Consider the following 20713-nt stretch of genomic DNA (forward strand, 5'->3'; position numbering starts at 1 on the left):
GGTACCGTGGTGGTATGGCTATGAACCTTCGTCTGCGCGACGACCAGCAGGAGGCCCTGAAGCTGCGTGCCGAGGAGGAGGGGCGCAGCATGCACGCCATAGTGCTTCAGGCGATCGACCGGTATCTGGAGCAGGAGGCGGACCGGAACACGGTCCGTCGTCTGGGGGCGAAGTACGCGGCGGGCCATGCTGACCTGCTGCGCAGGCTGGGGGAGTAGTAAGTGAAGTACCTCACGGTCCAGGAGGTCCTGGAGCTGGCGGAGCTGGCGTGTGGGGAGCAGACACAGGTCGCCGTGCGCGACCTGGGGCTGCTCAGCTCGGCCGTCCACCGTCCCCGGTCACAGATGTTCGGCGTCGAGGCGTACACGGACCTCTTCGAGAAGGCCGCCGCGCTGCTTCAGTCGCTCGCCGTGAACCATCCTCTGGTGGACGGCAACAAGCGCATGGCGTGGATGTCCACGGTCGTCTTCCTCGACTTCAACGGCACCGAGATGCTGGATGTCGATCAGGACGAGGCGTACAAGCTCGTCATCGAGGTGGCGGCGGGCACTCTGGAGGATGTCGGGCTGATCGCCCGGCGTTTGAGGGCTCTGCATGAGGCGATGTGAGCTGAGTCCCATCCCGGGGTGACCCCGCGTCGTACGCACGTTGACAGCGCCGGGCCGCCGGTAGGGTGGCCCGGTTGTCATACGTAGCCCCCAGCCTCAGCAGTAACCGCAACCGCCGCAGAGCCGCCCGACCCACCACCCCCGGAGATCGTGACTACCACCGCCGCCAGCGCCGCCCCCGGTACCGCCTCGAACCATCACCTCTCGCCCGCCTTCCCCGGCCGTGCCCCCTGGGGTACCGCCAGCAAGCTGCGTGCCTGGCAGCAGGGGGCGATGGAGAGGTATCTCAAGGAGCAGCCGCGTGACTTTCTCGCCGTCGCCACTCCCGGCGCCGGCAAGACGACGTTCGCGCTGACGCTCGCCTCCTGGCTGCTGCACCACCATGTCGTGCAGCAGGTGACCGTGGTCGCGCCCACCGAGCATCTGAAGAAGCAGTGGGCCGAGGCGGCGGCGCGGATAGGGATCAAGCTCGATCCCGAGTACAGCGCCGGGCCGCTCAGCAAGGAGTACCAGGGCGTCGCCGTGACCTATGCCGGGGTTGGCGTGCGGCCCATGCTGCATCGCAATCGCGTCGAGCAGCGGAAGACTCTCGTCATTCTTGACGAGATCCACCACGCCGGGGATTCCAAGTCCTGGGGTGAGGCCTGTCTTGAGGCCTTCGAGCCCGCCACCCGGCGGCTCGCGCTCACCGGTACGCCCTTCCGGTCCGACACCAATCCCATTCCCTTCGTCACGTACGAGGAGGGGAATGACGGGATTCGGCGGTCCTCCGCCGACTACACCTACGGGTACGGGAACGCGCTCGCCGACCATGTCGTCCGGCCCGTCATCTTCCTCTCCTACAGCGGGCAGATGCGGTGGCGGACCAAGGCGGGGGATGAGATCGCCGCTCGGCTCGGCGAGCCGATGACCAAGGACGCCATCTCGCAGGCCTGGCGTACCGCCCTCGATCCTCGTGGCGAGTGGATGCCCAGCGTGCTGCGAGCCGCCGACAAACGGCTGACCGAGGTGCGGAAGGGGATCCCGGACGCCGGGGCCCTCGTCATCGCCACCGATCAGGAGTCGGCTCGTGCCTACGCCAAGTTGATTCGCGACATCACCGGGACCAAGGCCACCGTCGTCCTCTCCGACGACACCGGCGCTTCCGACCGTATCGACGAGTTCGCCAACAACGACTCCCGTTGGATGGTCGCCGTACGGATGGTGTCCGAGGGGGTGGATGTGCCTCGGCTCGCTGTTGGGGTGTACGCCACGACCATTTCCACGCCCCTCTTCTTCGCCCAGGCCGTCGGACGCTTCGTACGGTCCCGGCGACGTGGCGAGACCGCCTCCGTTTTCCTGCCGACCGTCCCCGACCTCCTCACCTTCGCCAACGAGATGGAGGTCGAGCGCGACCACGCCCTCGACAAGCCCAAGAAGGAGGGCGAGGAGGACCCGTACGCCGAATCCGAGAAGGAGATGGAGGAGGCGAACCGGGAGGAGGACGAGGACACCGGGGAGCAGGAGCAGTTCTCCTTCGAGGCGCTGGAGTCCGACGCCGTCTTCGACCGGGTGCTGTACGACGGCGCCGAGTTCGGGATGCAGGCGCACCCGGGGAGCGAGGAGGAGCAGGACTACCTCGGGATTCCGGGGCTCCTCGAACCCGACCAGGTGCAGCTGCTCCTCCAGAAGCGGCAGGCGCGGCAGATCGCGCACAGCCGTAAGAAGCCCGACGACGAGGCCGACCTCCTTGAACTGCCCGCCGAGCGGCGGCCCGTCGTCTCCCACAAGGAGATGCTGGAGCTGCGCAAGCAGCTCAACACCATGGTCTCGGCCTATACGCATCAGAGCGGCAAGCCGCACGGAGTGATCCACACCGAGCTGCGGCGCGTCTGCGGTGGGCCGCCGAGTGCCGAGGCCACCGCGGGACAGTTGCGACAGCGCATCGCCAAAGTGCAGGAGTGGGCCACCCGGATGCGGTGATGGTCGACGGCGTCGGCCGCGCCGTCCGGTGAGGGGCGTGTGCGGTCGTGCACACGCCGTGCATATCGGGAGGAAGCGCAGTAGTCCGTACCGGGGAGTGACCGGATTCTGGACGTAGCCTTCCGCTGAGCGAACTGCCTTCGCTAATGTCCCCGACACGCACACGCCCCGTGGCAGCGCCGCCGCGGAGCGCAGTCGTGAAGCGACCTGTCCGGGAGAGCCCGGGCCGCGCCGATCGGCCGCCTCTGACACGCGTCGCCCACGGGACCGGCGACGCACCCGTCGTCAGGGGGCTGCCGACCTCACCATTTGAAGGAGTGGGCGTCGTGACCGCGGAGACCTCCCAGACGCTCGACCGGGGACTGCGCGTCCTCAAGCTGCTCGCCGACACCGACCACGGCCTGACCGTCACCGAGCTGTCGACCCGGCTTGGGGTCAATCGGACCGTCGTGTACCGGCTCCTCGCCACCCTGGAACAGCACGCGCTCGTACGCCGTGACCTGGGCGGCCGGGCGAGGGTGGGGCTGGGGGTGCTGCGGCTGGGGCGTCAGGTGCATCCCCTTGTACGGGAGGCAGCGCTGCCTGCGCTCAGGTCGCTGGCCGAGGACATCGGCGCCACCGCCCACCTGACCCTCGTCGACGGCACGGAGGCGCTCGCCGTCGCCGTCGTCGAGCCGACCTGGACCGACTACCACGTGGCGTACCGGGCCGGTTTCCGGCACCCCCTGGAGCGCGGCGCGGCCGGCAAGGCCATCCTCTCCGCCCGGCAGCAGCCCGCCACCGACCCCGGATACACCCTCACGCACGGCGAGCTGGAGGCCGGCGCGAGCGGGGCCGCGGCTCCGCTGATCGGCGTGACGGGGGTCGAGGGGAGCGTGGGGGTCGTCATGCTCGCCGATGCGGTGCCCGAGCGGGTGGGGCCTCGGGTCATGGACGCGGCGCGGGAAGTGTCCGAGGCGTTGCGTTGAGCGGCCTGTGGTTGACCCGCCTACGCTGACCGGCCTGCGGGAGGGGAGGGCAGCCGCCCCTGGCCCGAAAGCGACCCCACGTTAGATTGACCCCGTGCTCTCTCGCCTCACGCGCCCCCGGGCCGTCGCCGTCTGTGCCCTGCCCGTCGTGGCCCTGCTCGCCACGGCCGCGTTCGCGCCGCTGCCGTTCGCCTTGGCGCAGCCCGGGATGACGGCGAACGTCCTCGGCGACAACGCCGGCGACCCGGTCATCACCATCACCGGCGCGACGGTCCGTGAGACGCGCGGCGAGCTGCGGATGACGACCATCGAGGCGACCGGGCCGGACACCCACGTGAGCCTGGGCGACGTACTCGATGGCTGGTTCCGTACCGACCAGGCCGTGATGCCGCGTGACTCCGTCTATCCGAGCGGTGACAGCACCAAGGAGATCGAGGAGCACAACGCGGCCGAGATGAAGGAGTCGCAGGACGCGGCGGCCGAGGCGGCGTTGAAGTATCTGGGCGAGGACTCCGGCAAGGTCAAGGTCAGTCTCAAGCTTTCCGATGTTGGCGGGCCCAGTGCGGGGTTGCTGTTTTCGCTGGGGATCGTGGACAAGCTGGATGGTGATGGTGACGGGGGTGACCTGACAGGGGGTCGCTCTATCGCGGGTACGGGGACTATCGACGCGGATGGGACGGTCGGGGCGGTGGGGGGTGTCGCGTTGAAGACGCAGGCCGCTCGGCGGGATGGGGCGACTGTGTTTCTGGTGCCTGAGGCGGAGTGTTCGGATGCGGAGTCTGAGCTTCCTAAGGGGTTGCGGTTGATTCCGGTTACTTCGCTCAAGGGGGCGGTTGGGGCGTTGGTGGCGTTGTCGTCGGGGCAGGGGACTGTGCCTGGTTGTTGAGCACGGTCGGTTCCTTGGCTGCGGGCCGGTGGGGGCTTGTCGCGCAGTTCCCCGCGCCCCTAAAGGCGGCACCGCCCCCGGGGCCTTTACCTCACCAGCTCCCAGTCCTGCGAGCCGTCCGTTGTCGCGTTCTGTAGGGTCAACGGGGCTCCGGCGCTCGCTCCCGTCAGGTACAGGTTCGTGTTCTTCACCGACTGCAACTTGTAGAAGCCGTCGTCCGTCTTGATCAGGTTCCAGCTGCCTGTCGCGCTGTTGTCGACCCACTGGCCGATCCGCTGGCCGGCCGTCGCGTTGCCGGTCCAGATGGCTGCCGCGCGACCGCCGGACTTGTTCAGGAGTGTCGTACCGCCGTTCGGTTCGGTCACCACGTGCCAGTACTGGGTGTCGGGGTTCGCCGCCGAACCCGGCGCCTCCAGCGCCACGTCGGGCACATCACCGTTGCCGAGGTTCGCGTCGTTCGTGTGGTTGCCGGTGCCGATGACCTGGTCCGTCCTGCGGTTGACCAACTGGTAGTAGGCGCCCGCCGACTGACCCAGGTCGACCTCCGCGAACGCCAGTGTCGAGGTGCCCTGGTTGTTGAGGATCGCGACACGGCCGGTGCCCTCGACGTACTGCAGATTGCGGCTGTACGCACCCGGCGACGTCGTCTGGTACTCCTTCCAGCGGCCGTCGCTGCGCCCGGTCTCGTTGACCCAGACGCTGCCGCTGCCGGCCGCGTTGTAGACCAGCCGTCCACCAGGAAGCTGGATGACGACCGGGCTGCCGTTTCTCGTGAGCGGACGGGATCCGGTGTCGACCGGCAGAGAGGCGACGTCCGTGCCGGTGGCGGAGCCCTTGTAGAACTCCAGCGGGTTGTCGGCGATCACGTACCTGGTGTTGGCTCCGCCGCCCCAGTACTCGAACGGGAGCATCCACTTGCCGTCCGTCGTCCGCACGACGTTCGCCATGCCCGGCCGCCCGCCGCCGATCTCCGTCTTGCCGCCGCCCATGTTGTCGGTCAGTCCCGCGACGTCGACGACGGGGGCGCTCCACGGCGTCGCAGCGCGGCCGTTCCACGTCCTGTGGGCGAGGATCTGGCCGTGCGAGTCCGTGGCGGTGTCGTTGGCGGGGTCCAGCGTCGGGACGCCGGTGGTCGCGTTGAAGCCGGTGTAGTCGTTCTCGTCCGAGTAGTAGCAGACGAGCTTGCCCTTGTAGACCATCAGGTACGGCTCCCAGAGGGGGTCCACCTGCCGGTTCGTGTTCGCGGCGGCGATGTTCGTCCCGACCGCGCCCGCGCTGCCGCCCTGCCAGCCGCCCGTCGCGACGACGTTCTCGACCTTCCACGTCACGCCGTCGTCCACGCTGGAGTACAGGGCGATCGCGATGTCGCTGCGGTCCCCGTCGTTGGACGGCGTCCAGTTCGGGTCGGCCGCCTTGTGCTCCTTGTAGTAGGCGTCGTCGCCCGACACGACACTCGCGAGGAGCAGCGTGCCCGCCTTGAGGTCGCCCACGTCCTGGGGGAGTGCGTACAGGTAGGGGTTCGTCCAGTTGCTCTTGTACTTCGCGTACTGGGGGTCGCTGGAGAGGTACGCCGGTGCCTTGACCTCCGACAGGGGCTGCCACGACGTGCCGTTGTCGTCGCTCTTGTAGACCGGGAGGGTCTCGCGGTCCGCGCTGCCGGTCGCCGTCACGACGGTGGCCTTCTCGAACGCCGCGACCAGCCGACCGCTCGGCAGCTGCGCCGACTTCGGGTAGATCGCGCAGTTGCCCCGGCCCTTCAGACACGGCTCGTTTCCGAGCTGGTAGAGGATCCCGCCCGTCGGGTTGTAGGCCTGCGCACTGGCCATGGGCACCGCCAGCAGCGCGGCTGCCGCGACGAGACTCCCCAGCGCCTTGGTCGACTTTCGTCTACTCTGCCTTCTCTGCCTGCTCCGCATTGCCCCTCCGGTCGCTCTGTACCGAGTCCATTTGTGACTGCGTAGTCAGGCCGGAGTCTGTGGCTCCGATCCGGCTGGCGTCAATACTCGTGACGACGCTGTTTCCTCGGGATTACGGGGAATTACTGGGGGTCGCGGTCACCGATTGACGATCTGCACGGCTGGCCCGCACACTGATCCCGACGGTTTTCTGACAGCGCAGTCTGGTGAGGGAGGGCTTCGGTGGCCGGTACGAGTGCCCAGGGTCGTGACGCTCGGGACGGCGGCGTCTCGCGGCCGGCGGCGACGAGTTCCGACGTCGCGCGGCTCGCCGGTGTCTCCCAGAAGACGGTCTCGCGCGTGATGAACAACGAGCCGTACGTCCGTGAGGAGCTGCGCACGCGCGTCCTGCGGGCGGCCCAGCAGCTCGGGTACCGGCCCAACGGCGCGGCGCGCAGCCTCACTTCGGGGCGGAGCCGGCGGCTGGGGGTCATCTCGCTGGGCGCCCGGCTGTACGGCCCCATGACCATGCTGGTCGCCATAGAGCGCTCGGCGCGCCGGCTCGGCTACTCGGTCAGCGTCGCCCACACCACCGAGGACGACGAACACAGCACTGCCGAGGCCATCGACAGCCTCCTGGAGCAGGGTGTCGACGGGATCGTGCTGTCGGAGGCGATCGATGAGGGGAGTCCGGTCAAGGTCTGGCTGGACGTGCCCATCCTCACCATTGGGCGTTTTCCTGGGCTGGTCGCGGCACGGCGTATCCGCTCGGCGGAGAAGTCGGACCGCAGTGGGTACGTGGCGACCCGGCACCTCATCGACCTGGGGCACACCGAGATCCGGCATGTCTCGGGGCCGGGTCAGTGGTGGGCGTCCCGTGACCGCGCGGACGGCTGGCGCTCGGCGCTGACCGAGGCCGGCCTTCCCGTGGCCGAGCCCGTCGCGGGGGACTGGTCCTGCGCGAGCGGGTACGAGGCGGGGCTGCGGCTGGCGGACGACGAGGCGATGACCGCGGTGTTCGTGGCGAACGACGACATGGCGATCGGCCTGGTCAGGGCGTTGCACGAGCGGGGGCGGCGGGTTCCGGACGAGGTGAGCGTCGTGGGGATGGACGACATCCCGGCCGCCCGCTTCCAGCAGCCCGCGTTGACGACGGTGGCGCAGGACTTCGACGCGGTGGCGACGGAGGGGGTTGGGTTGCTGGTGGAGGAGATCGCGAACCCGGGGTCTGCGGAGCGGGTTCTGCGTGAGGTGGATCCGCCGTTGGTGGTGCGGGAGTCTTGCCGACGGCTTGGCGGGGGTTGAGGGTGCCGCGAAGGGTTGTGGGTTTGGTGCGGCGCCGTTGTGGCTGGTCGCGCAGTTCCCCGCGCCTCTGAAGGGGCCTGCGGCCCCATCGAGGGCGATGCCGAACCGTCGCGTTACGCGAGTTGCGGCTTCGGCGGTGCCGACGCCAGGCGCAGGCCGACCTCTACGAGGGTCCAGCCGACCCTCGTGCGCAGGTCCCGCTGAGGGCGCTTGGCCGCGAGGGCGAGTCGGTGGGCGTCCGCCTCGGCGCGGAGGTCGGCGGCGTGGAGGTGGTGGTGGGCGAGGTAGGGCTCGGGGTTCATCGGCGGTGGCCTCTCAGCCCGTCTTGACGGGGAACAGGTGGGTGTGGACGCGCACTTGCTCTGCCTCGGGGGTGTTCTCGTCGGTGACGAGGCCGCGGTAGTCGTCGATCAGGGCGTGCATCTTGCGGACGAGTTCCTCGGCGAGGTCGGGCGTCAGCCGCAGCGTGTGGTCGCTCATGTCGGAGCCGCGTGACCAGGGTTGGGGCCAGTCGTTCCGGGTGCCGAGCCAGGCGGACAGCTCGCGGGTGTGGGTGTTCGCAACTTCGTGCAGGAGTAGTTCCATCGCCCCACGTACGTCAGGGTCGGCGTCCTTGAACTTGCCGGTGTCGAAGGCCACTCCCTCGTCCACCGCCTTCCACCACCGCTCCCGCCCCTTGCCGCGCTCCGGCGCGTCCTCGACGAAGCCGTGCGCGGCGAGCTGGCGCAGGTGGTAGCTGGTCGCCCCGCTGGACTCGCCCAGCTTCTCGGCCAGTTGGGACGCCGTCGCCGGACCGCTCCGGCGCAGGGAGTCCAGCAACTGCATCCGCATCGGGTGAGCGAGGCCGCGCAGTGAGCGGGCGTCGAGGTGACGCACCTTGCGCTCTTCGGTCCCCGGGCGTTCTTCGTGCTCCGTCATGAGTACAAAGATAGCCTTGCAAAGAAACCCTTGCAAGTACTTCTTTGCAACACTCTCTTTGGACTGCCTACTTCACGAACCCCTCCGCCCGCATCCAGTCCAACGCCACCTGATGCGGATCCTCCCCCTCCACATCCACCTTGGCGTTCAGCTCCTGCGCCACCGCGTTCGTCAGCTTCGCCGTCACCGGGTCGAGGATCTTCGTGATCGCCGGCCACTTCTTCAGGGTCTTCGAGTTGATCTCGGGGGCCGCGTTGTAGTTGGGGAAGAACTTCCGGTCGTCCGCCATCACCGCGAGGTTCATCGACTTGATGCGGCCGTCCGTCGTGAAGACCTCCCCGTACACACAACTCCCCTTCGCCGCCTGGGTGTAGATGATCCCGGTGTCCATCTGCGTGATGTTCCCGGCGGGCAGGCTCATGCCGTACGCCTTCTCCATACCCGGCAGACCGTCCGCGCGGTTGGCGAACTCGCCCTCCACGCACAGCGTCACCGCCTTCGGCCGGGTCGCCGCCAGCTCGGCCACCGCCGACAGCGTCTTCGTGCCGTACTTCTTGAGATTCGACTGGTTCATCGCCAGGGCGTAGGTGTTGTTCAGCGCCGACGGGGACAGCCACGTCAGTCCGCTCTTCAGGTCCGCGTCCCGGACCGCCTTCCACTGTTCGTGCGGGTCGGCGATCGGTTCGCTGTTGCCCTGGTACGTGATCCACGCGGTGCCCGTGTACTCGTACATGCCGTCCGCGTCGCCCTTCTTCACCGCCTCGCGCGCGCCGAACGACCCCTGGATGCCCGTACGGTCGAGCACGTCCGCGCCCGCCGCCTCGAAGGCGATGCCCATCATCGCGCCGAGGATCAGGTTCTCCGTGAACGACTTGGACGTCACCGTCAGGTCGGCGCCCTCCAGGGGCTTCCCCTTGCCGATCGAGCCCGGTTCGACGTCGTCGACCATCGGGGAGCCACTGGTCAGGCCGCAGCCGGGCGCCAGAGCCGCGAGAAGCACGCACCCGGCACCGGCCAGTACGGCCTGCCTGCTGAGCCTCATGTCCCCGCCTCCAACCCCCGGGGCCGCAGCAGCAGTTCGGCCAGCGAGGCCAGCCAGTCCACCAGCAGCGCCAGGACGACGGTCAGGATCGAGCCCAGCATCAGCACCGGCATCCGCTGGTTGGTGATCCCGGTCGTGATCAGCACCCCCAGTCCACCGCCCCCGCCGAACGTGGCCAGCGTCGCCGTGCCCACGTTCAGGACGAGCGCCGTCCGCACGCCCGCGAGGATCAGCGGTACCGCCAGCGGGAGTTCGACCCTGGCCAGCACCCACAGCGACGACATGCCGATGCCCCGAGCCGCCTCCAGGAGGGTGGGGTCGTTGGCCTTCAGGCCGGCGATGGTGTTCGACAGGACGGGCAGGATCGCGTACGCCACGATGCCGATCAGCGCCGTCTTCCGGCCGATGCCCAGCCAGATCACCAGCAGCGCCAACAGGCCGATCGCCGGGGTCGCCTGACCCATGTTGGCGACCGCCATCACCACCGGGGTCGCCCGACGGAACGCCCGCCGAGTCAGCAGGATGCCCAGCGGAATCGCGATGACCAGCACGAAGAACGTCGAGATCGCCGTCAGCTCCACATGCTGCCAAAGGGCCTTCGACACCTGCCCGTTGGACAGCGCGTTCTCGGAGATCGCGTCCAGGTCGGCCTGCCGGAACCACAGCCAGGTCGCGAGCAGCACGAGGACCAGGACCCCGGGCAGGATCGTCAGCTTCTGCCAACTCAGCCTGGCAGTAGGGGACTTGAGGGCGGATGGAGAGGCCGCTGCCGGAGTCTCGCCCAGTCCCGGTCCCGCCGCCGCCTCTTCTTCCCCCTCCTCCATCTCTGGGTCGACCGTAGGAGTGGTCACGCCCGCACCTCCCCTCCTTCTCCGTCCCCTTCCTGCTCGGCGTGCGTCAGGTCCGTCCGTGCCGTCTCCAGGTCGTGCTGCGCCTCCACCGCCTCTAGCCGGTCGGCCTCCAGGAGTTCGTGCACGGAGTTCATCAGCGTCTCCATGTCGACGACACCCTCGTACTCGCCCCGCCGCCCGGTCACCGCGACCCGCCCCGCGTTGTCCGTCAGCACCGCCTCCAGCGCGTCCCGCAGGGTGGCGTCCCGGGTCACCGTGTCGGAGACCAGCGTCCCGGCGCGCGCCAGTGAACCCCTGGCCCGCATCAGGTCGCCCCGCCGCAGCCATTTGTACGGGCGGCGCCGTTTGTCGAGCAGCAGGATCTCGTTCGTACCGCTGGACCGGAGCTTGTTGAAGATGTCCTGGAGCGGGTCGTCGACGGCCACCGTCGGGTAGTCGGTGATCTCCACATTTCGTACGCGGGTGAGGTTCAGCCGCTTCAGTGCCGCCCCCGCGCCCACGAACCCGGACACGAAGTCGTCGGCCGGGTTGGTGAGGATCGCCTCCGGGGTGTCGAACTGGGCGATGTGCGAGCGCTCGCGCAGGACCGCGATCCGGTCGCCCAGCTTGATCGCCTCGTCGAAGTCGTGCGTCACGAAGACGATCGTCTTGTGCAGCTCGTGCTGGAGCCGGATCAGCTCGTCCTGGAGGTGGTCCCGGGTGATCGGGTCGACGGCACCGAACGGCTCGTCCATCAGCAGGACCGGCGGATCGGCCGCCAACGCCCTTGCCACGCCCACCCGTTGCTGCTGACCGCCGGACAGCTGGCGCGGATAGCGGTCGTGGAACTCGCCGGGGTCGAGGCCGACCAGGTCGAGCATCTCCTCCACCCGCGCCTTGATCCGTCCCGCCGGCCAGCCCGTCATCCTCGGGACGAGGGCGATGTTCTGGGCGACCGTCATGTGCGGGAAGAGACCGGACGACTGGATGGCGTACCCGATCCTGCGGCGCAGCTTCACCGGGTCCATGTCGGTGACGTCCTCGCCGCCGATGCGGATCCGGCCGCCGGTCGGCTCGATCAGCCGGTTGATCATCTTCAGCGTCGTCGACTTACCGCACCCCGACGGGCCCACGAAGATGACGGTCTCGCCTGCCTTGATCTCCATCGAGACGTTGTCCACGGCGGGCCGGTCACTGCCCGGGTAGCGCTTGGTCAGGCCCTCCAGCTCGATGGTGGCGCCGGTGGAGTCAGACACGGATCCCCCTCGGAATCGTCAGCCGCCCGACGAGCACGTACCCCGCGTCGAACAGCAGCGCGAGCACGATGATCCCCAGCGTGCCGGCGAGGACCTGGTTCAGGGCGTTCTTGCTGCCCAGCGAGGCGATGCCCCGGAAGATCTCATTGCCGAGACCCGGGCCGGACGCGTACGCGGCGATGGCGGCGATGCCCATCAGCATCTGTGTCGAGACCCGGATGCCGGTCAGGATCGGCGGCCAGGCCAGCGGCAGCTCCACCCGTGCCAGCTGCGCCGCCCGGGACATCCCGATGCCCCTCGCCGCGTCGACGAGCGCCGGGTCGACCCCGCGCAGGCCCACGATCGCGTTGCGCACGATCGGGAGGAGGCCGTAGAGGGTGAGGGCGATGACCGTCGGGGGCACACCCAGGCCGACGATCGGGATCAGCAGACCGATCATCGCGAGCGACGGGATCGTCAGGATCGTCGATGTCGCCGTGGTCGCCAGGTTGCCCGCCCACTCGCTGCGGTAGGTGACGACCCCGAGCGTGACCCCGATGAGCGTCGCCACGACCATGCACTGGAAGACGGCGCTGGCGTGCTGGAACGCGTCCGTGAGCAGCTGCTGATGGCGGTTTCCGAGGTACTCCCAGAAGTTCACCGCCATCACCCTCCGACTAGTCCTGGTTCAGTCGCTGTCCTCCAGGGCCGCCTGCTCCACCAGCGGGATGATCCGCAGCGGAACGGGGTTCTCCATGACGATCGCCGTGGCGGCCCGGTCGATGCCATCAAAACCGACGACCCGGTCGATCACCCGCTGGAGATCGGCGTTCGAGCGCGCCACGAGCCGGCACAGCATGTCCCCGCTGCCGGTGGTCGTGTGCAGCTCCAGCACCTCCGGCACGGACGCCAAGTGGGCCCGTACGTCCCGCCCTTGCCCCTGCCGGATCTGGAGCGTCGCGAACGCGGTGACCGGGTAGCCGAGGGCCGCCGGGTCCACCTGCGGCCCGAACCCCCGGATGACGCCATTCGACTGAAGCCGGTCGAGCCGCGCCTGCGCCGTCCCCCGCGCCACTCCCAGCCGCCGGGACATCTCCAGCACACCGATCCGCGGCTCCCGCGCGAGCAGCACGATGATCCGCCCGTCGAGTTCGTCGATCGTCACAGGAACCCCTCAGATGGGATGGTCATCGTGTACAGAAAGCCCGGACGTACGGGCCTACAGCTGAGCAGAATGTCCAGCCACAGCGCAAACTGTTGCGCATCTTGCCGTCACCGGACCAGGCTGCGGTCATGACGCAGACCACAGACCACACTCCCGACACCGCCCGGCAGGCAGATCCCTTCCCGGTCAAGGGAATGGACGCGGTCGTCTTCGCCGTGGGCAACGCCAAGCAGGCCGCGCACTACTACTCCACGGCCTTCGGCATGCGGCTCGTCGCCTACTCCGGACCGGAGACGGGCAGCCGCGAGACGGCGTCGTACGTCCTGGAGAACGGCTCCGCCCGGTTCGTCCTCACCTCGGTCGTCAGGCCCGCCACCACCTGGGGCCACTTCCTGGCCGGCCATGTGGCCGAGCACGGCGACGGCGTCGTCGACCTCGCCATCGAGGTCCCGGACGCCCGCGCCGCGTACGAGTACGCCGTCGCACACGGCGCCCGCTCGCTGGCCGAGCCGTACGAGCTGAAGGACGAGCACGGCACCGTCGTCCTCGCCGCCATCGCCACGTACGGCCAGACCCGCCACACCCTCGTCGAGCGCACGGGGTACGACGGCCCGTACCTCCCGGGGTACGCCGCCGCGGCCCCGCTCGTCGAACCGCCTGCCCGGCGCACCTTCCAGGCGATCGACCACTGCGTGGGCAACGTCGAACTCGGCCATATGAACGAATGGGTCGGCTTCTACAACAAGGTCATGGGCTTCACGAACATGAAGGAGTTCGTGGGCGACGACATCGCCACCGAGTACAGCGCCCTGATGTCGAAGGTCGTCGCCGACGGGACGCTGAAGGTCAAGTTCCCGATCAACGAACCCGCCATCGCCAAGAAGAAGTCCCAGATCGACGAGTACCTGGAGTTCTACGGCGGCGCGGGCGTCCAGCACATCGCCCTCAACTCCAGCGACATCGTCGAGACCGTACGGACCATGCGGGCCGCGGGGGTCCACTTCCTCGACACGCCCGACTCGTACTACGACACCCTGGGGGAGTGGGTCGGCGACACCCGCGTCCCCGTCGAGACTCTCCGCGAGCTGAAGATCCTCGCCGACCGCGACGAGGACGGCTATCTGCTCCAGATCTTCACCAAGCCGGTCCAGGACCGGCCGACCGTCTTCTTCGAGATCATCGAACGGCACGGCTCGATGGGCTTCGGCAAGGGCAACTTCAAGGCCCTCTTCGAGGCGATCGAGCGGGAGCAGGACAAGCGCGGCAACCTGTAAGCGGCAACCAACCTCTAACCGGCCGGTATCGGCGGTCAGTTGGGTGAGTCGGACGCCACCGGCTCGCCCAACGCCGCCAGTGCCTCCTTCGCCGCCACCGCCCCCGCAGGCGAGAAGTACGGATTGATCCGCAACGCCTCCTCCAGATGCCGGCGCGCGGGCCCCGCCAGCCCCAACTCCCACTCGATCATGCCCCGGTGGAACACGTACAGCGCGCTGCGCACCTCGCCGCCGTGCTCCTTGTCGGTCGCTCGCCGCGCCCAGCCGAGCGCCAACTCGGCCTTCCCCGCCCGGTGCAGCGCCCGGCCCAGCGCGTCCGCGACATCGAGGCCCGGCTGCCGCGCCCACTCCGCCCGCAGCCGTCGTACGGCCGACTCCGCGTCCCCGTGGTCCGCTTCGAACCGCCCGAGCAGCAACTCGCCGTCGACACCGGCGGCTTGCTCCTTCGCGACCCGGGCCCGCAGTACGGCGTACTGCGTACCCGCCTCCTCCGGGCGGCCCAGGGACTCGTACAACTCGCCCAGTTCCAGCGCGTATTGAGGGGACGGCTGCTTGGCGAGGGCCGTCCGGTAGGCGGTCACCGCCTCCGTCGACCGGCCCAGAGCCGCCAGCGCCCGTCCCTCGCCCGCCCGCGCGGAACCCAGCCCGGGGTCGAGTCGCAGGGCGGCCTCGAAGTGGTGCAGTGCCTCGGCCGGTTCGCCGCGTTCCCAGGCCAACTCGCCCGCCCGGTACTGCCATTCGGCCTCCTCGGCCGGGGTCGCCGTCCGTGCCGCCGCGTCCGCGAGCGCCGCCTGCGCGTCCTCGCGCCGGCCCTGGTCCCGGTACACGCCCGCCGCCTCCGCCATCACCGCCGGCACGGCCGCCCCGGAACGCAGCCCCTGCAACCGCTCCAGCGTCCGGCGCACCGCCTTGTAGTCGCCGAGGCCGGTGTAGGCGTCCAGCAGCGCCGGGTACGACGTCCAGCGCCTCGGTGCCTCGCGCAGTGCCGCCTCGCCCCACTCCCGGGCGGCCGGGAAGTCCCGGCGGGTGTTCGCCAGCGCGGCCAGCCCGCCGAGCGCCTCCGCGTTCCCGCCCGGGCGCACCTTGACCGACGTACGCAGCGCGCGTTCCGCCCTCGGGAAGTCGGCGGCGTCGGACGTCCGCCGGCCGCGCTCCACATACGCCGAGCCGAGCTGCGCCCAGGCCTGTCCGTCACGCGGATGGGTGCGTACGAACGCCTCGCGGTCGCCGATGAGAGCCGCCAGGTCGGGCAGCGCGGCGGGCGCTCCGGCGGTCACCGCCCGTTCCGCCCGGGCCGCCGGGCCCGGCGCCGGTGGTGCGGCGGGCCGGTCCGGGGGCAGCAGCATCAGGGCGCCGCCGAGTGCCGCACACCCCGCGAGTGCGGCGAACAGCGGGCGCGGGAGGACACGAACGCGGGCTCTCTCCATCTCCATGGCGCTCACTCTGCGTCAGTACGACGACCGGATTCCCGTACCGAAAGCGCCTCGCAGACGGGGTTCACACCGATGGCCCCGGGTGCGACGCTGTGATCATGAGCCGTATCCAAGCCGCACCCGACGAAGCCCAGGGCAACCTCACGGACCGGCTGCTCGCGGAGCTGCCGGCCGAGGCGGTGCTCACCGATCCGGATGTCACGGCCGCCTACGCCAACGACATGGCGAGCTTCTGCGAGGCCGGGACCCCGGCCGTGGTCGTCCTGCCGCGCACGGTCGAACAGGTCCAGCACGTCATGCGCGTGGCCACCGAGCTGCGCGTCCCGGTCGTCCCGCAGGGCGCTCGCACGGGCCTGTCGGGCGCGGCCAACGCCTCCGAGGGCTGCATCGTGCTGTCGCTCGTGAAGATGGACCGCATCCTGGAGATCAGCCCGGTCGACCGCATCGCCGTCGTCGAGCCCGGCGTCATCAACGCCACCCTCTCCCGCGCCGTCAACGAACACGGCCTGTACTACCCCCCGGACCCCTCCAGCTGGGAGATGTGCACGATCGGCGGCAACATCGGCACCGCGTCGGGCGGGCTGTGCTGCGTGAAGTACGGGGTCACGGCCGAGTACGTCCTCGGGCTGGACGTCGTCCTCGCCGACGGGCGGCTCATGTCCACCGGACGGCGGACCGCGAAGGGCGTCGCCGGGTACGACCTCACCCGCCTCTTCGTCGGCTCGGAGGGCTCGCTCGGCATCGTCGTACGGGCGGTCCTGGCCCTGAAGCCGCAGCCGCCCCAACAGCTCGTGCTGGCCGCCGAGTTCGCGTCGGCCGCCGCCGCGTGCGACGCCGTGTGCCGGATCATGGAGGGCGGTCACGTCCCGTCCCTCCTCGAACTGATGGACCGTACGACCGTCAAGGCGGTCAACGACCTGGCGAACATGGGACTGCCGGAGACCACCGAGGCCCTCCTCCTCTGCGCCTTCGACACCCTCGACCCCGCGGCCGACCTGGCAGCCGTCGGCGCGCTGTGCGAGGCGGCCGGAGCCACCCAGGTCGTCCCCGCCGACGACGCCGCCGAGTCCGAACTCCTGCTCCAGGCACGGCGGTTGTGCCTGGTCGCGCTCGAAGCGGTCAAGGGCACGACGATGATCGACGACGTGTGCGTACCCCGGTCGCGGCTCGCCGAGCTGCTGGAAGGGGTCGAGCGCATCGCCGAGAAGTACCAGCTCACCATCGGGGTCTGCGCCCACGCGGGCGACGGCAACACCCACCCCACGGTCTGCTTCGACGCCCAGGACCCCGACGAGTCCCGGCGGGCCCGCGAGTCCTTCGACGAGATCATGGCCCTCGGCCTGGAACTCGGCGGCACGATCACCGGCGAGCACGGCGTCGGCATCCTCAAGAAGGAGTGGCTGGCGCGGGAGCTGGGGCCGGTGGGCATGGAGATGCAGCGGGCGGTCAAGGCGACCTTCGACCCGCTGGGCATCCTCAACCCCGGCAAGCTCTTCTGACCGACCGGCGGTCCGTGTCATTCGCCGTCCTGGGACTCGTCCGAGGGCCACGGGTCGCGCAGCCACAGTTCGTCGTGACAGCCCGGGGTGGGTGCGAGCAGCTCGGCGAGGCCGTCGTCGATTCCGAGCTGCTCGGCCTCAGAGCCCGGGGGGACCGCCCGCAGGGTGCGCTCCAGCCATGCGGACACCTGAGCGGCGGGCGCCTCGAGCAGGGCGTCTCCGTCGGGTGAACTCAGCGCCATCAGGACGACGCTGCGCCCGTCGACCTTTGTCGGCCACACCCGCACGTCGCCGTGACCGCACGGCCGGAACACCCCCTCGACCAGCAGTTCGCGGGCGAACGTCCAGTTCACGGGGTTCTCGGAGCTGATGTGGAAGGCGATGTGGACGGCGAACGGATCGTTGGTGCGGTAGCTGAGCCGCGCCGGGACGGGGATGCTCCGCTCCGGCGACAGGATGAGTTTCAGCTCCAGTTCCCGTTCCACCACGGTGTTCATGGCGTGCGTCATGGCGGTACTTCCTCTCTCGTTGCAGGGGGCCGTGTCGGGCCCGCAAGAGGAGAGAGGGCGGAGAGGCGTCAGCATTACGCGGGTTCCGGGAAGTTTTTCGGAGATGTTTCTTGCGAACGGCGTCGAACGGTGTCGGACCCGTCGCGACAGATGGCAGAAGCTGTCACGAAGGGAGTAGGTACAGCAGGAGGGGCGGTGGTACATGCGCCGGTCTGATAGATGTGGGGCACCCCAAATGACCCCCGAGCAGATACGGGACGACGGACATGAGTGCCCCAACCCCGGCCCCCGGTGACGACAGGCCCCGCGAAGGGTTTTACCCGGACCCGTCCATTCCTGGATATGTCCGGTTCTGGAACGGCACCGCCTGGGTGCCGGGCACCAGCCGACCGGCGCCGTCCGACGGTGCGTCGGCCGTGGCGCGGGTCGAGGAGACCGGGCCGCACTTCTTCGACGAGGAACCCCGATCGTCGGCCGCCGAGCCGCGCCGGGCGACCCCGGCGGAGGCCCAGCACGGCAGCCGGCCCGAACCGGCGTCCGCCTGGAGCGCCGACCGCTCCCACCAGGCCGGCTTCGGCGGCGACCGGGACCGCCAGGTCTCCTGGGGCTCCCCGGCCCAGGCGGCCGACCCCCGGGTGGCGAACGAGCCCCCGGTCCAGCCGGACGGACGGTCGGCCCGTACGGACGGCACGGCGACGATCCCGCCCGCCGAGCCGGACGCCGGTGACATGCCCGAGTCGGGCACGTTCGTGTTCCGTCGGCCCACCCCCGGACCGGCCGCCGTCGGAGGAGGTGGCGCGGAGGGAGGCGTTCCCGGCACCCGTGGCCCCGTCCCCTCCGAGAGCACCATGACCTTCCGCGCGCTCTCCCCGCGCACGGAGCGCGAGGGCGGGGCGGGCGGCGCGCAGCCGGGGAGCACGGGCTCGCCGGGGGGCGCGCAGGGCCCGGTCACGGCACCCGCGCCCACATCCGGCGGCGGTGGCTTCGGCGCCGGAAAGGCCGCGGCGGCCCGCGCGGCGGCGGCCCAGGGCGCCAACCCCGCCCTGCTGCCCGCGACCCCGGCCGTCCCCCAGCAGAACAATCCCGGCGCCGGTGCGCCCATGGCCCCCGGCGTCGGCGGCGGCCAGCCCTCCTGGGCCCAGCAGGTGGGCCGCCTGGCCGGGCCCGAGGAGGGCGGAGAACAGCGCCTCGCGCCCTGGAAGCCGCCCGTCGAGGACGTGTTCCAGGCCGCCGCCCGCAGACAGGCGTCGGCCCGTCCGGCGGGCCTCGGCAAGCGGCTCGCCGCACGGCTCGTGGACACCCTGGTCCTCGGCGCCCTCACCGCCACGGCCGCCGTACCGCTGGGCACCATGGCCGTCGACCACATCACCGGGAAGATCGACGCGGCCAAGCTGTCCGGCGAGACCGTGACCGTATGGCTGCTGGACGGCACGACCGGGCTGTACCTGGGCATCGTGATCGCCGTACTGCTGCTCGCCGGGATCCTCTCCGAGGCGTGGCCCACCGCCAAGTGGGGCCGCACCCTCGGCAAGAAGCTGGTCGGCCTGGAGGTCCGCGACATCGAGGGCCACGAGCCCCCGTCGTTCGGCCTGGCCCTGCGCCGCTGGCTCGTCTACGGCGTCCCCGGACTCCTCGGCATCGGCGTCGTGGGTGTTCTGTGGTGCCTGTTCGACCGCCCGTGGCGCCAGTGCTGGCACGACAAGGCGGCGCACACCTTCGTCGCGGGCTGAGTCCACACAGACGTACAGGGTTCATACGTTCGACGCGGGCCCACCCGATACGGCGTACGAATCAGCCGATTCGGTACCCCGGACGGCCGCTCGCCGGATGCGGAGCCGGGCGGTTCGCGGTCGACTCGGGCCATGAGCAGCGAACCGCCCCCCGGCGCCGGTCAGCAGCCACCGGAAGACGACGACCCGTTCAGGAAGCAGCCACCGCCTCCGTCGCACGGCTCAGGCGATCCGTACGGCGGCTCAGGCCAGGCCGGCGGCGGCTCGCCGTACGGAGGCGGCGGTGCCGGTTCGCCCTACGGAGGAGCCGGCGGCGGTGATCCGTACGGCGGGGCCGCCGACCCCCTCGCGGGCATGCCCCCGCTCGCCGAGAGCGGCCGGCGCGTGCTCGCGAGGATCATCGACATGATCCTCGTCGGGATCGTCGTCTGGCTGCTCACCTGGGGCTTCAACGTCAACGAGTACGAGGTCGACAGCGACAAGATCGAGTACGGCCGCTCGCTCGGCCAGTCGCTCATCGCCGCCGTGCTCTACATCGCGTACGACACGATCCTGATGTCCCGGACCGGGCAGACCCTCGGCAAGAAGTGGCTCGGGCTCCGGGTGGCCAACCTTGACAACGGCGCCACGCCCTCCGTGCAGACCATGCTCGTGCGGTCGCTCGTGCTGTGGATCCCGTTCGCCTTCTGCTGCGCCTGCATCTGGACGGCGATCGCGGGCGGTTGGAGCTTCTTCGACAAGCCGTACAAGCAGGGGCTGCACGACAAGGCGGCCAAGACGGTGGTGGTCAGCACCGGTTGACCAATTCCGGGGACGACAACGGCGGTTGGGCGGGTCCGCAGCACGCGGGCCCGCCCAACCGCCGCTTCCGTACGGGCGGTTCAGTCCTGGCGCACCGAGGAGGCCTGTACCGGGACGCGCTCGCGCGGCGCCGGAGCGGCGGCCGACGAGGCGACGACCTGTGAGGTCGCCCGGGACGGCTTGGGGCGGGGCACGGTCATGGCGACGAGCAGCCCCAGGACGAGTCCCACGAGGGCGATCAGCACGACCCCCGGGCCCGAACTCGTCTGAGACAGCAGCAGCATGGCGAGCGTCGAGAGAATCACGGTGCACGAACCGTAGGCGAGCTGTGCGGCGGTCGGACGAGGCGCGGTCGGACGAGTCAGACGAGGCATGGCAATCGAGTCCTCGTGGAATCGGGGGTGAGGGGAGCGTGTCGGCCTGGCTTTCCACCGGACATCCGGCGTACCGCCGACCGACTCTAATCGCGTGCATGCCCGAGTGGAACGCGCAGTAAGCGTGACCTAACCCACGGCTCCGGAGCACAGGGGGCGCACGGAGTCATGGCGTCCATCAATTGGACGCGCCCGCGCGCCGGTTGGGCGACACGTCGGACGTGCCCCTGATGTCCGTATAGCGAACACAAGGTGTAGGTCAACTCCGCATAATGCAAT

The 20713-nt window shown here is 69.9% G+C and carries 21 protein-coding genes; 10 read left to right on the plus strand and 11 right to left on the minus strand.

The window, feature by feature from the left end; translation table 11 throughout:
• Nucleotides 1-20: 20 nt before the first annotated feature.
• From ACWDR4_RS37440 to ACWDR4_RS37460, 5 genes are all read left to right on the plus strand, one after another.
• Nucleotides 21-218, plus strand: coding sequence for an Arc family DNA-binding protein (locus tag ACWDR4_RS37440; protein WP_006375907.1), 198 nt, complete (start codon nt 21-23; stop codon nt 216-218).
• A 3-nt stretch (nt 219-221) separates the two neighbouring features.
• A complete protein-coding gene (locus tag ACWDR4_RS37445; RefSeq protein WP_450415137.1) occupies nt 222-608 on the plus strand; it encodes a type II toxin-antitoxin system death-on-curing family toxin in 387 nt (128 codons plus the stop codon).
• A 150-nt stretch (nt 609-758) separates the two neighbouring features.
• Nucleotides 759-2570 carry a DEAD/DEAH box helicase gene (locus tag ACWDR4_RS37450; protein ID WP_450415139.1) on the plus strand — a complete coding sequence of 604 codons (1812 nt, stop codon included), beginning with the start codon at nt 759-761 and terminating at the stop codon, nt 2568-2570.
• A gap of 326 nt (nt 2571-2896) precedes the next feature.
• The gene (locus ACWDR4_RS37455; protein ID WP_105974336.1) at nt 2897-3538 is read left to right on the plus strand and encodes an IclR family transcriptional regulator; all 642 of its coding nucleotides are present in this window, start codon (nt 2897-2899) and stop codon (nt 3536-3538) included.
• Between the two features lie 94 nt (nt 3539-3632).
• Complete coding sequence (locus ACWDR4_RS37460) at nt 3633-4424, plus strand: S16 family serine protease (protein ID WP_450415141.1); 792 nt, start codon at nt 3633-3635, stop codon at nt 4422-4424.
• Nucleotides 4425-4510: 86 nt separating this feature from the next.
• On the opposite strand, the gene ACWDR4_RS37465 is transcribed toward ACWDR4_RS37460, so the two are convergent.
• Nucleotides 4511-6340, minus strand: coding sequence for an RICIN domain-containing protein (locus ACWDR4_RS37465; RefSeq protein WP_450415143.1), 1830 nt, complete (start codon nt 6338-6340; stop codon nt 4511-4513).
• A 222-nt stretch (nt 6341-6562) separates the two neighbouring features.
• Here ACWDR4_RS37465 and ACWDR4_RS37470 point away from each other — a divergent pair, with 222 nt between their 5' ends.
• A complete protein-coding gene (locus ACWDR4_RS37470; RefSeq protein ID WP_450415145.1) occupies nt 6563-7624 on the plus strand; it encodes a LacI family DNA-binding transcriptional regulator in 1062 nt (353 codons plus the stop codon).
• Between the two features lie 113 nt (nt 7625-7737).
• Here ACWDR4_RS37470 and ACWDR4_RS37475 read toward each other — a convergent pair whose 3' ends face one another.
• The 7 genes from ACWDR4_RS37475 to ACWDR4_RS37505 form a co-directional block, all read right to left on the minus strand.
• Nucleotides 7738-7926, minus strand: a complete 189-nt coding sequence (locus ACWDR4_RS37475; protein WP_450415147.1) for a hypothetical protein — start codon at nt 7924-7926, stop codon at nt 7738-7740.
• A gap of 13 nt (nt 7927-7939) precedes the next feature.
• A complete protein-coding gene (locus ACWDR4_RS37480) occupies nt 7940-8542 on the minus strand; it encodes an ArsR/SmtB family transcription factor (RefSeq protein WP_450415148.1) in 603 nt (200 codons plus the stop codon).
• 67 nt (nt 8543-8609) lie between these two features.
• A complete protein-coding gene (locus tag ACWDR4_RS37485; RefSeq protein ID WP_450415149.1) occupies nt 8610-9584 on the minus strand; it encodes a glycine betaine ABC transporter substrate-binding protein in 975 nt (324 codons plus the stop codon).
• Nucleotides 9581-10408 (minus strand): ABC transporter permease, encoded by an 828-nt coding sequence (locus ACWDR4_RS37490; protein WP_450415206.1) that lies wholly within the window; start codon nt 10406-10408, stop codon nt 9581-9583. Before ACWDR4_RS37490 ends, ACWDR4_RS37485 begins: the two co-directional genes overlap by 4 nt.
• Before the next feature lie 23 nt (nt 10409-10431).
• Nucleotides 10432-11670, minus strand: coding sequence for a betaine/proline/choline family ABC transporter ATP-binding protein (locus ACWDR4_RS37495; protein ID WP_450415151.1), 1239 nt, complete (start codon nt 11668-11670; stop codon nt 10432-10434).
• Complete coding sequence (locus ACWDR4_RS37500) at nt 11663-12310, minus strand: ABC transporter permease (protein WP_450415153.1); 648 nt, start codon at nt 12308-12310, stop codon at nt 11663-11665. The genes ACWDR4_RS37495 and ACWDR4_RS37500 overlap by 8 nt, the downstream gene beginning before the upstream one ends.
• Nucleotides 12311-12337: 27 nt before the next feature.
• The gene (locus tag ACWDR4_RS37505) at nt 12338-12814 is read right to left on the minus strand and encodes an Lrp/AsnC family transcriptional regulator (protein ID WP_389358097.1); all 477 of its coding nucleotides are present in this window, start codon (nt 12812-12814) and stop codon (nt 12338-12340) included.
• A gap of 128 nt (nt 12815-12942) precedes the next feature.
• Between ACWDR4_RS37505 and hppD the strand changes: the two genes are divergently transcribed.
• Complete coding sequence (hppD, locus tag ACWDR4_RS37510; RefSeq protein ID WP_450415155.1) at nt 12943-14088, plus strand: 4-hydroxyphenylpyruvate dioxygenase; 1146 nt, start codon at nt 12943-12945, stop codon at nt 14086-14088.
• A 35-nt stretch (nt 14089-14123) separates the two neighbouring features.
• Here the strand turns inward: hppD and ACWDR4_RS37515 are convergent, their stop codons facing one another.
• Entirely contained in the window at nt 14124-15521 is a 1398-nt protein-coding gene (locus ACWDR4_RS37515) for a tetratricopeptide repeat protein (RefSeq protein WP_450415156.1), read from the minus strand.
• Between the two features lie 92 nt (nt 15522-15613).
• Here ACWDR4_RS37515 and ACWDR4_RS37520 point away from each other — a divergent pair, with 92 nt between their 5' ends.
• Nucleotides 15614-17020 (plus strand): FAD-binding oxidoreductase, encoded by a 1407-nt coding sequence (locus ACWDR4_RS37520; RefSeq protein WP_450415158.1) that lies wholly within the window; start codon nt 15614-15616, stop codon nt 17018-17020.
• Nucleotides 17021-17037: 17 nt separating this feature from the next.
• Here the strand turns inward: ACWDR4_RS37520 and ACWDR4_RS37525 are convergent, their stop codons facing one another.
• A complete protein-coding gene (locus tag ACWDR4_RS37525; protein WP_450415208.1) occupies nt 17038-17517 on the minus strand; it encodes an SsgA family sporulation/cell division regulator in 480 nt (159 codons plus the stop codon).
• A 278-nt stretch (nt 17518-17795) separates the two neighbouring features.
• Here ACWDR4_RS37525 and ACWDR4_RS37530 point away from each other — a divergent pair, with 278 nt between their 5' ends.
• Together ACWDR4_RS37530 and ACWDR4_RS37535 are read left to right on the plus strand one after the other, a co-directional pair.
• Nucleotides 17796-19259, plus strand: a complete 1464-nt coding sequence (locus ACWDR4_RS37530; RefSeq protein WP_450415160.1) for an RDD family protein — start codon at nt 17796-17798, stop codon at nt 19257-19259.
• Between the two features lie 132 nt (nt 19260-19391).
• The gene (locus ACWDR4_RS37535) at nt 19392-20060 is read left to right on the plus strand and encodes an RDD family protein (protein ID WP_450415161.1); all 669 of its coding nucleotides are present in this window, start codon (nt 19392-19394) and stop codon (nt 20058-20060) included.
• An 80-nt stretch (nt 20061-20140) separates the two neighbouring features.
• On the opposite strand, the gene ACWDR4_RS37540 is transcribed toward ACWDR4_RS37535, so the two are convergent.
• A complete protein-coding gene (locus ACWDR4_RS37540) occupies nt 20141-20434 on the minus strand; it encodes a hypothetical protein (RefSeq protein WP_450415162.1) in 294 nt (97 codons plus the stop codon).
• Nucleotides 20435-20713: the final 279 nt, after the last annotated feature.

This window comes from Streptomyces sp. NPDC000878 (assembly GCF_053599695.1).

Excerpts from the sequence above, each read along its gene's own strand:
- ACWDR4_RS37440 (WP_006375907.1), top strand. The coding sequence starts at position 21 with ATGAACCTTCGTCTGCGCGACGACCAGCAGGAGGCCCTGAAGCTGCGT.
- ACWDR4_RS37465 (WP_450415143.1), bottom strand. The coding sequence starts at position 6,340 with ATGCGGAGCAGGCAGAGAAGGCAGAGTAGACGAAAGTCGACCAAGGCG.
- ACWDR4_RS37475 (WP_450415147.1), bottom strand. The coding sequence starts at position 7,926 with ATGAACCCCGAGCCCTACCTCGCCCACCACCACCTCCACGCCGCCGAC.
- ACWDR4_RS37480 (WP_450415148.1), bottom strand. The coding sequence starts at position 8,542 with ATGACGGAGCACGAAGAACGCCCGGGGACCGAAGAGCGCAAGGTGCGT.
- ACWDR4_RS37485 (WP_450415149.1), bottom strand. The coding sequence starts at position 9,584 with ATGAGGCTCAGCAGGCAGGCCGTACTGGCCGGTGCCGGGTGCGTGCTT.
- ACWDR4_RS37490 (WP_450415206.1), bottom strand. The coding sequence starts at position 10,408 with ATGGAGGAGGGGGAAGAAGAGGCGGCGGCGGGACCGGGACTGGGCGAG.
- hppD (WP_450415155.1), top strand. The coding sequence starts at position 12,943 with ATGACGCAGACCACAGACCACACTCCCGACACCGCCCGGCAGGCAGAT.
- ACWDR4_RS37515 (WP_450415156.1), bottom strand. The coding sequence starts at position 15,521 with ATGGAGATGGAGAGAGCCCGCGTTCGTGTCCTCCCGCGCCCGCTGTTC.
- ACWDR4_RS37525 (WP_450415208.1), bottom strand. The coding sequence starts at position 17,517 with ATGAACACCGTGGTGGAACGGGAACTGGAGCTGAAACTCATCCTGTCG.
- ACWDR4_RS37530 (WP_450415160.1), top strand. The coding sequence starts at position 17,796 with ATGAGTGCCCCAACCCCGGCCCCCGGTGACGACAGGCCCCGCGAAGGG.
- ACWDR4_RS37535 (WP_450415161.1), top strand. The coding sequence starts at position 19,392 with ATGAGCAGCGAACCGCCCCCCGGCGCCGGTCAGCAGCCACCGGAAGAC.
- ACWDR4_RS37540 (WP_450415162.1), bottom strand. The coding sequence starts at position 20,434 with ATGCCTCGTCTGACTCGTCCGACCGCGCCTCGTCCGACCGCCGCACAG.